At 63.2% G+C, this 11,677-nt stretch carries 16 protein-coding genes; 5 read left to right on the top strand and 11 right to left on the bottom strand.

Annotated elements, in window-relative coordinates; translation table 11 throughout:
• From EOA28_RS10745 to EOA28_RS10760, 4 genes are all read right to left on the bottom strand, one after another.
• A partial coding sequence (locus EOA28_RS10745) for a glycosyltransferase (protein WP_148670682.1) occupies positions 1-309 on the bottom strand: 309 nt, incomplete at its 3' end.
• A 270-nt stretch (positions 310-579) separates the two neighbouring features.
• The gene (locus tag EOA28_RS10750; RefSeq protein ID WP_127251737.1) at positions 580-1,995 is read right to left on the bottom strand and encodes an ATP-binding protein; all 1,416 of its coding nucleotides are present in this window, start codon (positions 1,993-1,995) and stop codon (positions 580-582) included.
• 51 nt (positions 1,996-2,046) lie between these two features.
• Positions 2,047-2,766 (bottom strand): response regulator transcription factor, encoded by a 720-nt coding sequence (locus tag EOA28_RS10755; RefSeq protein WP_126081672.1) that lies wholly within the window; start codon positions 2,764-2,766, stop codon positions 2,047-2,049.
• A complete protein-coding gene (locus EOA28_RS10760; RefSeq protein ID WP_128314884.1) occupies positions 2,753-3,280 on the bottom strand; it encodes a MarR family transcriptional regulator in 528 nt (175 codons plus the stop codon). Before EOA28_RS10760 ends, EOA28_RS10755 begins: the two co-directional genes overlap by 14 nt.
• A 274-nt stretch (positions 3,281-3,554) precedes the next feature.
• Between EOA28_RS10760 and EOA28_RS10765 the strand changes: the two genes are divergently transcribed.
• The 3 genes from EOA28_RS10765 to EOA28_RS10775 all read left to right on the top strand — a co-directional run bounded on the left by EOA28_RS10765 (position 3,555) and on the right by EOA28_RS10775 (position 5,711).
• Positions 3,555-4,448, top strand: coding sequence for a branched-chain amino acid aminotransferase (locus EOA28_RS10765; RefSeq protein WP_127251736.1), 894 nt, complete (start codon positions 3,555-3,557; stop codon positions 4,446-4,448).
• Between the two features lie 145 nt (positions 4,449-4,593).
• Positions 4,594-4,905, top strand: coding sequence for a hypothetical protein (locus EOA28_RS10770; protein WP_128314885.1), 312 nt, complete (start codon positions 4,594-4,596; stop codon positions 4,903-4,905).
• A gap of 164 nt (positions 4,906-5,069) precedes the next feature.
• Positions 5,070-5,711, top strand: coding sequence for an MBL fold metallo-hydrolase (locus tag EOA28_RS10775; protein ID WP_127251734.1), 642 nt, complete (start codon positions 5,070-5,072; stop codon positions 5,709-5,711).
• Positions 5,712-5,789: 78 nt separating this feature from the next.
• On the opposite strand, the gene EOA28_RS10780 is transcribed toward EOA28_RS10775, so the two are convergent.
• The 3 genes from EOA28_RS10780 to EOA28_RS10790 form a co-directional block, all read right to left on the bottom strand.
• Positions 5,790-6,203 (bottom strand): BA14K family protein, encoded by a 414-nt coding sequence (locus EOA28_RS10780; RefSeq protein ID WP_127251733.1) that lies wholly within the window; start codon positions 6,201-6,203, stop codon positions 5,790-5,792.
• Positions 6,204-6,419: 216 nt separating this feature from the next.
• A complete protein-coding gene (locus EOA28_RS10785) occupies positions 6,420-6,632 on the bottom strand; it encodes a cold-shock protein (RefSeq protein ID WP_006202521.1) in 213 nt (70 codons plus the stop codon).
• 237 nt (positions 6,633-6,869) lie between these two features.
• Positions 6,870-7,082 carry a cold-shock protein gene (locus EOA28_RS10790; protein WP_006202520.1) on the bottom strand — a complete coding sequence of 71 codons (213 nt, stop codon included), beginning with the start codon at positions 7,080-7,082 and terminating at the stop codon, positions 6,870-6,872.
• 452 nt (positions 7,083-7,534) lie between these two features.
• Here EOA28_RS10790 and EOA28_RS10795 point away from each other — a divergent pair, with 452 nt between their 5' ends.
• Positions 7,535-7,924, top strand: coding sequence for a Kazal-type serine protease inhibitor domain-containing protein (locus tag EOA28_RS10795; protein WP_126081677.1), 390 nt, complete (start codon positions 7,535-7,537; stop codon positions 7,922-7,924).
• 198 nt (positions 7,925-8,122) lie between these two features.
• Entirely contained in the window at positions 8,123-9,763 is a 1,641-nt protein-coding gene (locus tag EOA28_RS10800; protein WP_126081678.1) for a tetratricopeptide repeat-containing sulfotransferase family protein, read from the top strand.
• Positions 9,764-10,032: 269 nt separating this feature from the next.
• Here the strand turns inward: EOA28_RS10800 and EOA28_RS10805 are convergent, their stop codons facing one another.
• The 4 genes from EOA28_RS10805 to EOA28_RS10820 all read right to left on the bottom strand — a co-directional run.
• Positions 10,033-10,386, bottom strand: a complete 354-nt coding sequence (locus tag EOA28_RS10805; protein ID WP_042640215.1) for a DUF1428 family protein — start codon at positions 10,384-10,386, stop codon at positions 10,033-10,035.
• Between the two features lie 196 nt (positions 10,387-10,582).
• On the bottom strand, positions 10,583-10,999 hold the full coding sequence (locus tag EOA28_RS10810) for a glyoxalase/bleomycin resistance/extradiol dioxygenase family protein (protein WP_126081680.1): 417 nt from the start codon (positions 10,997-10,999) through the stop codon (positions 10,583-10,585).
• Positions 11,000-11,146: 147 nt separating this feature from the next.
• Positions 11,147-11,329, bottom strand: coding sequence for a hypothetical protein (locus EOA28_RS10815; RefSeq protein WP_042645761.1), 183 nt, complete (start codon positions 11,327-11,329; stop codon positions 11,147-11,149).
• A 93-nt stretch (positions 11,330-11,422) separates the two neighbouring features.
• Positions 11,423-11,677: nuclear transport factor 2 family protein (locus EOA28_RS10820; protein ID WP_189342004.1), on the bottom strand; the 255-nt coding region annotated here is incomplete at its 5' end.

Genomic DNA, 11,677 nt, shown 5'->3' on the forward strand with positions numbered 1-11,677 from the left:
GTAGCTGGTGGTGAAGGGGCGGCCGGCCTTGCGGCAATAGCGGCGCGCCATGATGCCGAGCGGACCCTCGGTGACGATGTGGATGTGGTCGGCCTTGGCGGCCTCGATCCGGCGCGCCACATGACCCGGCGTCGTCAACGCGAGCCGGATGTCGGGATAGGTCGGCATCGGCAAGGTGCGAAAGAGGTTCGGCGTCAGGAAGTCGAGCTCGACGTCGAAGGGCTTCAGCGCCTCGGTGAGGCGTTCGAGCGTGTGCACCACGCCATTGACCTGCGGCCGCCAGGCGTCGGTGACCATCAGGATGCGCATGGCGATCCCGCTACGTATGACGGTCCATCGCCGCGATAACTCCTGGACGCGCCGGCGCGGTGCCGGAACGGCAGCCAGGCGGCAGCTCGCGCCTCGCTCCAGCGCACCCGGGCAGGGGCGGGATCGAAGCGGGGCGGCAGAGCCGAATCAACAAGAGTCGCGCGCTTCATGCGCGCTCTTCACCATGATTTCATGACGGGCGGATGAAGCTGCTTTTTGATTGAGCATGATCTTGTCCGAAACGAAGGTCGGTTCGGGATCATGCTCTGGCTAGGCGGGCACCTTGATGACGGCGCGCAGGCCGCCGAGCGGACTGTCCTCGAGGCTGATGTCTCCGCCATGGCTGCGGGCGATGTCGCGGGCGATCGACAGGCCAAGTCCGGTGCCGCTGGCATCCAGGTTGCGCGCCTCGTCCAATCGCAGGAATGGCTTGAACACCTCTTCACGCTTGTCGGGCGCGATACCCGGCCCATTGTCGTCGATGGTGACGGTGAGCGAGCCGCGAGCGTGATCGGCGTGGACCTCGACGGTTTTGGCATAGCGGAAAGCGTTTCCGATGACGTTCGAAAGCAAACGGGCAAAGGCGTTCGGCCGCACATGCACGGCCGGATCGCCGGCCAGCGTCGTCGTGAGCTGGCAGCGACGCAATTGCGCTTCCTCGCCGAGCTTCTGGAAATAGGCGTTGAGGTCGAAGCGTCCGGTGTCCTCCGCGGACTCGCCACGGGCAAAGGCGAGATAGCCTTCCAGCATCGACTGCATGTCGTCGATGTCCTGGTTCAGCGCGGCCTTGGTCTCCGCTTTGCCGCCGGCCAGGGCCAGCTGCAGCTTGAAGCGGGTGAGGATGGTCCTGAGGTCGTGGCTGACGCCGGTCAGCATGGCGGTGCGCTGCTCGATCTGGCGCTCGATACGCTCACGCATCTGGATGAAGGCGAAGCCGGCGCGGCGAACCTCCTCGGCGCCGCGCGGGCGGAAATCGCGCGGCATCGGCCGGCCCTTGCCGAAACTCTCGGCGGCCTCGGCGAGCGTCAGGATCGGCCTGATCTGATTGCGCAGGAAGGGAATGGCAATCATCAGCAGAACCAGCGAGGTGCCGACCATCCAGATCAGGAAGATATGCGTATTCGAGGCATAAGCCTGGCTGCGCCGCACGAAGACGCGCAGCACTTTGCCTTCGAGCTGGACGCGGACCTCGACGACGTTCGAGTTGCCGACCGTGTCGATCCAGAACGGACGGTTGATCTGTCTCGTGATCTCCGACGACAGCGCCTCGTCGAGGATCGAGAAGAACGGCTTCGGGCCGGGCGGCGGCAACGGATCTGGCGGCAGCAGATCCACTTTCAACTGCATGCGGTCCTGGGCGATGCGGATGATGTTGGCGTAGTCAGCGTCGTGCGGATAGGTCTCCATCATGTCGATGACGGCAGCAATGTCCGAGATCGTCGCCTGCGACAGGCGCTGGGTGACCGTCTGCCAATGGCGTTCCATGAAGACGAAGGCGATCACCGACTGCAGCAGGATCATCGGCGCGATGACGATGATCAGCGAGCGGGCGTAGAGCCGCTTCGGCATGTAGAGCGCGATCAAGCGCCAGAACCGGTTCCAGGCGCGCGGCATCGCCCTCAGCGTCCGCAGCGCGAGGTCGCCGGGGCCGCTCCCTTTCGGCTGTTCCAGTTGCGTGGTCGCCATTCGCCTTCCGCTCGTCGATGGCCTGTTCAGCAAAGGGCCTTCGACGGTAGTCTATTCGACGCTGAGCCGATACCCAATACCGCGCACCGTCTGCAGCCACACCGGATTGGACGGATCGCGCTCGATCTTGCGGCGCAGCCGGTTGATCTGCACGTCGATGGTGCGCTCGCCGACATCCGATTCATCGCCGACCAGCTCATGGCGCGGTATGGTCTCGCCCGCCCGCGCGGCGAAGATCGCGAGGATCTCCTGCTCGCGGTCGGTCAGCTTAAGCGCCTCGCCGCCGCGCTTCAATTCGCGCTTGGCGATCTGGAACGTGTAGGGCCCGAACACCAGCTGTTCCACCTTCGGCGTTGCGGCCGGGCCGCCACGGCGCAGGATGTTGTTGATGCGCAGGATCAGCTCGCGCGGATCGAACGGTTTCGGCAGGTAGTCATCGGCGCCGGCTTCCAGCCCGCTGATGCGGCTGTCGGTCTCGGACAGCGCCGTCAGCATCAGGATCGGCACGTTCTTCTCGGCCCGCAGCGCCTTGGTGAGATCGACGCCGGTTTCGCCCGGCATCATGACATCGAGCACCAGAAGGTCGAAGTCGAGGCCGGCGAGCTTGCGCCTGGCTTCGCCGGAATTGCCAGCGACAGTGACGCGAAAGCCATTCTCGGACAGATACTGCTTGAGCAGGTTGCGGATACGCGTGTCGTCGTCAACGACCAGAAGATGCGGCGCGTCATCGTCGGGCGCGGCCGGATGATCGACCTTCTCAATGGTCTCCATGGTTCTTCCCCGATGTTTGCGCAGGCACAATGTCGATCTGCGCTCTTAGTTCCGGATTGACCATCGCTTCCAGGAATCGCTCGATCGTGGCGCGTTCGGTGGCTCCGGAATCCTCCAATGCCGCACGGATGCGGCGCGACTGTGGCCGCGCCAATGCCAAGGCCAGCGCGCGGCCCTTGGCGGTCGGGTAGAGCTCGCGCTGCCGGCGGTCGCGCGGGCCCTGCACCTGGACGATATGATCGGTGTCGATCAGCTGCTTCAAAACCCGCGCAAGGCTCTGCTTGGTGATCTTCAGCACATCGAGCAGCTCGGCGACGGTGAGGCCCGGCCTGCGGTTGACGAAGTGCAGCACACGGTGATGGGCGCGGCCGAAGCCATAGTCCGCGAGGATCTGGTCCGGGTCGGAGGTGAAATCGCGATAGGCGAAAAAGAACAGTTCGATGATGGCGAAGTCGATGCCGTCCTCATCGGCGATCGCCGTCCTGATCGGTTTTCCGGCTGCGGGTCTCGTCATCAATTTCTCCATGCGAGGCGGGAATTATGTCAGTACTATTGACGTAATTCCCGGGCAATGATAATTTTTGACAAGCTTTTCGGCGGATTGCGAACGAAAAGGCAAGCGGAAGCCGTTTTTCCGGAACTTCCTGAGTTTGCCACGAATTGAATATCCGCCTACGCTTCCAAGCACTGGCCAGCGTTTCGGATCCTGTTCGGATCCTGTGATGGGGCCGGCACGAAGGCTATAAAAAACATAACGATTTGCGGGCACCCGCCCGCGGGAGGTTTCCATGGCATCCGTTCCCTTCGATCAACTGGACGGCTTCATCTGGATGAACGGCGAGTTCGTCAAATGGGCCGACGCCAAGATCCATGTGCTGACCCACGGCCTGCACTATGCCAGCGCCGTCTTCGAGGGCGAGCGCGCCTACGGCGGCCAGATCTTCAAGCTGACCGAGCACAATGAGCGTCTGCATGAATCGGCACGCCTCTTGGGCTTCAAGATTCCCTATCCGGTCGCCGAGATCGACGAGGCCTGCCGGACGCTTTTGAAGAAGCAGGGTTTTCAGGACGCCTATGTGCGTCCGATCGCCTGGCGCGGCAGCGAGCAGATGGGCGTCTCGGCGCAGAACAACCGCATCAATTGCGCCATCGCCATCTGGCAATGGCCGAGCTATTTCGATCCCGCGCAGAAGCTCAAGGGCATCCGTCTCGATGTCGCCGAATGGCGACGGCCCGATCCGCGCACCGCGCCGTCCAAGTCCAAGGCCGCCGGCCTCTACATGATCTGCACGCTGTCCAAACATGCTGCCGAGGCCAAGGGCTATGCCGACGCCATGATGCTCGACTGGCGCGGCCAGGTGGCGGAAGCCACCGGCGCCAATATCTTCTTCGTCAAGGACGGCAAGATCCATACGCCGACGCCCGACTGCTTCCTCGACGGCATCACCCGCCGCACGGTGATCGGCCTGGCCAAGGATCGTGGTTTCGAAGTGATCGAGCGCGCCATCATGCCGGAAGATCTCGAAGGTTTCGAGCAATGCTTCCTGACCGGTACCGCGGCCGAGGTAACACCGGTTTCGGAGATCGGTCCATACCGATTCGAGGTTGGCGAGATCGCCAAGACCTTGATGAACGACTATTCTGCTGCAGTGCAACCAAAGCACGCGATCGCCGCAGAATAGCGATAGTCACAGCTTTTTGTGCAATAGGGGCGGTTTTCGGGCCGCCCTTTTTATTTAAGCTTTCATGCATTTGACTTTCGGACGGTTCGGCGTCTCATGACGGTGTCGGCCCTTGGAGGCAGGCGGCTATGGAGGGACTAGTTACATGGATACGAACACGCTCGTTGCGATCGTTATACAGGTGATTACGGGTGTCATCGGTGGCCAAGCGGTCGGCGCGGCGCTCAAGCAGGCGGCGTTGGGTCAGCTTCCCAAAATCCTCGGCGGTGCCATCGGCGGCGTCGCCGGGGCGGCCATTCTCGGCAGCCTTCTCGGCGGCGGCACGGTCGATCCGGCGGCGGCCGCGGCAGGCGGACTTGGCAGCGCGCTCAACGTGCAGAACATCGTCGGCGGCGCCGGCGGCGGCGCGATCCTGACCGCCATCATCGGCGCGGTCATGGGTGCGATGAAGAAGTAAGGCCTGCCGCTTCAGGCTTTCAAATGGGCGGCTTCGGCCGCCCATTTTCGTTGCCGGGATATTTATGCCGGCCGGCAGTGGACGGCGTTTGCCGGCCTGTCTACATCAGGGCGACAACCGGAGCGGTTCGGACTTTTCCTGGAATTGCTCGAGAAAGGAAAGCCATGGGTCAGCTCAATGCCGGCATCGTGCCGGTCACGCCGTTCCAGCAGAACTGCACCATCCTGTTCGACATGGACGACAAGAACGGCGTCGTCGTCGATCCCGGCGGCGATATTGACCAGGTGCTCAAGGTGCTGAAGGACAATGCCATCAAGGCCGGCGCGATCTGGATCACGCATGGCCATATCGACCATGCCGGCGGCGCGATGGAGTTGAAGGATGCGCTGGGCATCGACATTATCGGCCCGCACGAAGCCGACAAGCCGCTGCTTGCCAATCTCGAGAACCAGGCCAAGCGCTTCGGCCTGACCGATCCGGTGCGTAACTGCGTGCCGGACCGCTTCCTCACCGAAGGCGAGACGGTGTCCTTCGGCGATCACGTGTTCGAAGTGCTGCATTGCCCGGGGCACGCGCCGGGCCATGTCGTCTACTACAACCGCGCGGCCAAGTTCGCGCATGTCGGTGACGTGCTGTTCCGCGGCTCGATCGGCCGCACCGATCTGCCTGGCGGCGACCACGCCGCGCTGATCGCCTCGATCAAGGACAAGCTTCTGCCGCTTGGCGACGATATCGGCTTCATCTGCGGCCATGGACCGGGCAGCCGTTTCGGCGACGAACGGCGGACCAATCCCTTTCTCACCTGACCCGCATGCAAAGAAAAAGCGCCGCTGGAGGCGGCGCTTTTCTGGGCAGGGAACCCAGGCGGTGCTCAAAAGCTCCGCCTAGTTGGCGACGCAGAAATGCTGCTCGCCATCATTGCCGGTGAACGTGCCGGTACGCGAGTTGAAGGTGCGGTAGCGGTCCGAGCAATACTCATACCAGCCGCGGGTCCACGGCTCGGCATAGCGGTCGGCATAGACGACACGCGGCTGCTGCACGTAGTAGCGGCGCACCGGCCGATCGACATAGTAGTCGTCACCATAGGCCGGTTCGTAATAGCGTGGTCCGGGGTTGCTGAGCGCGCTGCCGATCAGGGCGCCGGCCGCGAGGCCGACAACGCCAGCGGCAAGAGCGTCGCCGTTATGATGGCGATGATGGTGCCAGCGCCAGTCGTCAGCATTGGCCGCCGAGAAGGTGGCCAGGGTGGTCGCGGCAATGCCAACGCTCAGGATGGCGGTCTTGAGAAAACGGTTCATCTTCGGTCTCCTTCGCGCCGGCCCGCGCATTTTTTTGGGGATACGGACCGGCTTTAGAAAAGGTTAATAGAAGACCGTGGCTGAACGGAGGCTGAACGGAAATCGGCGTAAACGATTTTTCGTGGCCTGGCGGTTTTTCGAGGCTTGGGCACAGCCCGATACCGGGCGGGAGCGCCCCGCCTGACATAGCCTCCGTCGGATCCGTCGTGAGCCGGCTCAGCCGATCGACAGATTGACGGCCTTCGGACCCTTACCGCGCTTGTCCGGCTCGGTGTCGAATGTCACTTTCTGCCCATCCTCAAGACCGGGAAGGCCCGACGCCTGCACGGCCGAGATGTGGACGAAGACATCCTTTGCGCCATCGTCGGGCGTGATGAAGCCGAAGCCCTTGGCATGGTTGAAGAATTTGACGGTGCCGGTCTGCGGCATGGGAAACTCCTTTGATCCCATCAAGTCAAGTCTCGGGCCGGCAAATTGCCCGAGAGGAAATTTGTCCTTTATTTTAGCGTCATCGGCAAGAGAAAGTTTTCGCCTGCCGATCCAAGCATTTGCGCGCGAAAAAGGCGCGACGGTTCCGTCGCGCCTTCGCAATTTCGAGCCTGTCCAAAAGCCCGTTCAGGATCCTGCCGCATCATTGCATCCGCAAAGGACAGGCGATTGCGCCGATCAGGCGGCGCGCAGGTTGACCGCCTTCGGGCCTTTGCCCATGCGGTCCGGCTCGACGTCGAAGGTGACCTTCTGGCCGTCGACCAGCGTGCGCAGGCCGGATGCCTCGATCGCGGAAATATGGACGAACACGTCCTTGGCGCCGCCATCCGGCGTGATGAAGCCGAAGCCTTTGGTGGCGTTGAAGAACTTTACGGTACCGGTCTGGGCCATTGGGGAAACTCCTTCACCCGTGTCAGTCTTGTGGTTTGCCCGCTGCCTCGCGCCTTGGGCAAATCCCGGTGGTTGCTTCGGCGGTCATGCATTCGCGCATGGTCAAACCCCCCGCCGAAAAACGGGGTTGTCAGAGATTCACACTTATCGGGGAAAGGTCGTCCAAAACGTTCCGCTCTCCGGGTCGCAAATGCCCGAACGGGGAAATTTATTACACGGAAACGTGATGGTTGCAAGACGACGGTCGCGGGCGGCCCGCGGCGCGTCCAACGCTGGGCTTCGAGTAGACCCCGTGCCGGCACGGGTCATCGGCCAGAGAGGGGCCAAGCATGGGCCAGAGCGGGGCTGTCGGCCAAGGGCCTGGGGGCGCCACAAACGGTGGTTGCGTTTGCCGCGGGGAATGCGAGGATGTCGCGAGTTGGCATCACCGGGTCGGGATGAAGGAGGGACAGATGCGGTTTCTTGCGATCTCGCGTCAGGCCGCTGTCATTTTCATCCTGTCCGCGCTGCTGGCGGCCTGTACGGTGGTCGTCGACGATGGGCCCCGGCCGCGCCCGCCCAGGCCGCATCCGCAGCTCTGCACCATGCAATACCAACCGGTCTGCGCCCGGCGCGGCGGCGACCGCCAGACCTTCGCCAATGCCTGCCTGGCCGAACGGGAAGGGTATCGCATCCTGCGCGACGGTCCTTGCCGCGACGGCGGTGGTGGCGGCGAGCCGACATTCTGCACACGCGAATACGCCCCGGTCTGCGCCAGGCGCCATGGGCAAGTGCGCACTTTCCCGAACGCATGCGAGGCCCGCGCGGCGGATTACCGCGTCGTCGGCGACGGGCCGTGCTGAAAAGCAACGCGGTGTCCGGCTCAACAGGCGGGTATGGACACCGCAATGCGCGTGGTGTTGCTTAGCCTTGAATCTCTTGCCCGCATGGCTTAGGTCCGGCGGACCAACAAACACGGCAGGTTTCCCATTAACAGAGATCAAAGAAGAGCGGCGAATGCGGGCGGCAAGCCGGGAACGGCCAGCCCGCTCGATCCCTATGTGCAGCGGGCGCTGCAGCTGCACCAGGCCGGGCGCCGTCAGGAAGCCGAGGCGCTCTATCGGCAGGTTCTGGGGCAGCAGCCGAACCATGCCGCCGCCTTGCAATTCCTCGGACTGCTGCTGCACCAGACCGGCCGCAGCGAGGAGGGGCTCGAGCTCATCGAGCAGTCGGTGACGCTGCAGCCCAGGAATGCCGACTTCCTCAACAATATGGGCACCGTCATGCGCGACCTCGGCCGGGTCGCCGCCGCGGTCGATTTCTTTCGCGGCGCGGTGGATATCAAGCCGGACCAACTGGCCGCGCGCGACAATCTCGGCTCGTCGCTGAAGCAGCTCGGCCAGTTCGACGCCGCCGAGGAGATCTTTCGCGGCACGATCGGCCGCAACCCGTTCCATGTCCGCGCCCGCATCGGGCTTGCGGAAACGCTGCAGGAGGCCGGGCGGCTGGATGAGGCGATCAAGCTGTTCCGCGAGTCCTTGTCGATCCGGCCGAAGGACGCCGAGCTGCTCTACGGCCTGGGCGTGGCCATGATGGAGAAGGGCAAGCTCGACGAAGCCGCCGATCTTGCCCGACAGGCGGTGGCCGTTGTTCCCGGCATGGCCAAGGCCTGGCTGCTTTTGACCCAGGTCAAGCGTCAGACCGAACGCGACAAGGAGCTTGCCGGCATGGAGGCCGAGCATGCCAAGGCGCCACAGGGCAGCCTGGCGCGCATGCAGCTTTCCTTCGGTCTCGGCAAGGTCAATGACGACCTCAAGGACTATGGCCGCGCTTTCGACTATTTCGCCGAGGGCAATGCCATCCGCCGCCAGGGCATCGACTACGATCCGGTCCGCACGCGCGGCGAATTCGAGGCGATGAAAGCGGCCTTCGACAAGACCTTCTTCGAGAAGCACCGGACAAGCGATATTTCAGCCGACACGCCGATCTTCGTTGTCGGCATGCCGCGTTCCGGCACCACGCTGGTCGAGCAGATCATCGCCAGCCATCCGCAGGTCTATGGCGCCGGCGAGTTGAACATCTTGAAGACGGCCGTCGGAAAGCAGTTTCCGATGAGCATGCCGGGTGGATTCCCCGCCGGGATCGCCGACACGCCCGACAAGGCCTTCGCCGAGGCGGGTCAGGCCTATCTCGACATGCTGCATAGCCGCTATCCGGGCTACCGCCATGTCACCGACAAGATGCCGGGGAACTTCATGCTGGTCGGCTTCCTGCACATGATGCTGCCGAAGGCCAAGATCGTCCATTGCGCGCGCGACGCGGCGGCGACGTGCCTGTCGATCTTCAAGGTGCATTTCCGCGGCGACAGCCATCGTTACGGCTACGACCTAGGCGAGCTCGCGGATTTCCATAACCTCTACACCGACATCATGGCGCATTGGCACAAGGTGCTGCCAGGCGTCGTGCACGATGTGCGCTATGAGGATTTCGTCGCCGACCAGGAAGGGCAGACGCGGGCGCTGATGGCGCATCTCGGCCTGCCCTGGGACGACAAGGTTCTGTCCTTCCACGAGACGGACCGGCCGGTGCGCACCGCTTCCGCCGCGCAGGTGCGCCAGCCGATGTATCAGGGCTCGGTCGATCTGTGGAAGCGGTATGGGGATCGACTGAAGCCGCTGCTGGACAAGCTGCAGAACGGATAGAGCAAGCATTGAACCGGCAGGCCGCTTGCTCTGAGTCATCGCAGGGGTCCGCGATTAGCCGCTACCTCGCGACCTCGTCATTCCAGGGCGGAGCAAGGAGCGAAGCGACGCGCGCAGACCCTGGAATCCATGCCGTTACCTCGATCGAAACGTGCAACGGTGCAGAATTCTGGACCGCCGCGGCGCTTCCAAGTCACGGCATGGATCCTCGGGTCTGCGCAGGAGCTCCGCTCCTGCTCCGCCCGTGGATGACGACCGATAGGCTGTGATCAAAGCTCGATGAACGGCTGGAAGCCGCCGAAGATCATGCGCTTGCCATCGAAGGGCATGGCGGACCAGTCCATCTTGAGACGTTCATCGGCCATCACCTTGGCCATGACCGCGTCGCGGCTCTGTCTGGATTCGTAGACGACCCAGGCGAAGATGACGATCTCGTCGTCCTTCGCCTGTACGGCACGCGGAAACGAGGTCAGCTCGCCATAGGGCACGTCGTCACCGATGCATTCGACATAGGAGAGCGCGCCGTGCTCCATCCAAATCGGGCCCGCGGTGTTGGCCAGCTTCTTGTAGTCGTCGAGATTTGCCTTCGGCACGGCAATCACGAAACCGTCGACATAGGACATGGTGAAACTCCTTGGTTGGGCCCGGCTTTCCCTCCTCCCTTTGCGGGAGAAGGTGGATCGGCGCGCAACGCCGACTTGGATGAAGGGTGCCTCAGCCTGGCGCCAAGCTACCCCTCACCCGGATTGCCAGCCGATTTGCGAAGGGCAAATCGGGGCAATCCGACCTCTCCCACAGACAGGAGGAGAGGTGGACGGCTCACTTCACCGGCGCGTTCATCGCCCAGGCGATGCCGAAGGGGTCTTTCACCTGGCCCCAGCGGTCGCCCCAGAACATCACCTGCAGCGGGGTGACGACCTCGCAGCCGGCATCGACCGCCCGCTTCCACCAGGCGTCGATGTCGTCGCTGCCGAGATGGAGCTGCAGCGTATAGCCCTGCGCCGCCTGGTGCGGATGGCCGTGTTCCGGATAGGCGTCGCCCAGCATCAGCGTCGAGCCGTTGACGTAGAGATGGATATGCATGGTGCGGCCCTTGTCGTCCGGCGGATAGGCGAACACTTCCTCCGCGCCAAAAGCCTTCTTGTAGAATTCGGCGGCCTTGATGGCGCCGTCGACCTGCAGGTAGGGGGTCAGTCCGCCAAGGACCTTGGCGCGGGGCGGGGTCTGGTCGTTCATATTCGTGTTCCTCTTCACGGGTTTGACGTGGCTTGCGGCCCAAGGACGGACGAAGCGGCGGCGATCCTACATGCCTCCAGAAATTCTTCTTAAGCGCCTTGCCTTGAAGGCGCGCGGCCGCGGGACAATCGCATTGAAAGCATCATTTTATATGACCTTCGCCGAGAAGGTGCTGGCGCGGCGGCTTTCGCGCGTTTCGAAAATCTCCGGAAAGCCGATGTCCTTGCGCAGCTCTGCGGGCAGCGACAGCAGGATGCGCTCGCTGCGGTGACGGGCACGCGCCTCGGCATACCGGTTGGCGAGGCGGCCGATGGACGACAGTACCGACATGACAATTCTCCCTGGTTGATGCCGGCATCATCGTGTCGGCATCCCAAGGACGAGGCGGCAACAGGCGATCCGACAGATCGCTCCAAATCTTTTTCAGAACACCGATGCCGCCAGCGCGGTGTCGTAATACTCCACCATCTCGATGATCTCGCCGTCGCGGACCGTCCAGAAATTGGCGGTGCGCATGATGAGCTCCTCGCCGGTGGTACGGCGCGTCATATGGATCTCGACCTGCGCGGCAACCTTGTCGCCGCCGTCGATGATCTCGACCGGGACGAAGTGGCGGTATTCGAAGTCATCGTCGAGCGCCAGGAGCCTGGAGAGGAATTCCTGTTTGCCGTGCGCGGT

The organism is Mesorhizobium sp. M2A.F.Ca.ET.067.02.1.1, from assembly GCF_004023285.1.
GTDB lineage: Bacteria > Pseudomonadota > Alphaproteobacteria > Rhizobiales > Rhizobiaceae > Mesorhizobium.

Bases quoted from the DNA above. Each gene is read 5' to 3' on its own strand.
- EOA28_RS10755 (WP_126081672.1), bottom strand. From the start codon at position 2,766: ATGGAGACCATTGAGAAGGTCGATCATCCGGCCGCGCCCGACGATGAC.
- EOA28_RS10770 (WP_128314885.1), top strand. From the start codon at position 4,594: ATGGATACGAACACGCTCGTTGCGATCGTTATACAGGTGATTACGGGT.
- EOA28_RS10790 (WP_006202520.1), bottom strand. From the start codon at position 7,082: ATGGCCCAGACCGGTACCGTAAAGTTCTTCAACGCCACCAAAGGCTTC.
- EOA28_RS10785 (WP_006202521.1), bottom strand. From the start codon at position 6,632: ATGCCGCAGACCGGCACCGTCAAATTCTTCAACCATGCCAAGGGCTTC.
- EOA28_RS10760 (WP_128314884.1), bottom strand. From the start codon at position 3,280: ATGACGAGACCCGCAGCCGGAAAACCGATCAGGACGGCGATCGCCGAT.
- EOA28_RS10775 (WP_127251734.1), top strand. From the start codon at position 5,070: ATGGGTCAGCTCAATGCCGGCATCGTGCCGGTCACGCCGTTCCAGCAG.
- EOA28_RS10815 (WP_042645761.1), bottom strand. From the start codon at position 11,329: ATGTCGGTACTGTCGTCCATCGGCCGCCTCGCCAACCGGTATGCCGAG.
- EOA28_RS10810 (WP_126081680.1), bottom strand. From the start codon at position 10,999: ATGAACGACCAGACCCCGCCCCGCGCCAAGGTCCTTGGCGGACTGACC.
- EOA28_RS10805 (WP_042640215.1), bottom strand. From the start codon at position 10,386: ATGTCCTATGTCGACGGTTTCGTGATTGCCGTGCCGAAGGCAAATCTC.
- EOA28_RS10780 (WP_127251733.1), bottom strand. From the start codon at position 6,203: ATGAACCGTTTTCTCAAGACCGCCATCCTGAGCGTTGGCATTGCCGCG.
- EOA28_RS10750 (WP_127251737.1), bottom strand. From the start codon at position 1,995: ATGGCGACCACGCAACTGGAACAGCCGAAAGGGAGCGGCCCCGGCGAC.
- EOA28_RS10795 (WP_126081677.1), top strand. From the start codon at position 7,535: ATGCGGTTTCTTGCGATCTCGCGTCAGGCCGCTGTCATTTTCATCCTG.
- EOA28_RS10765 (WP_127251736.1), top strand. From the start codon at position 3,555: ATGGCATCCGTTCCCTTCGATCAACTGGACGGCTTCATCTGGATGAAC.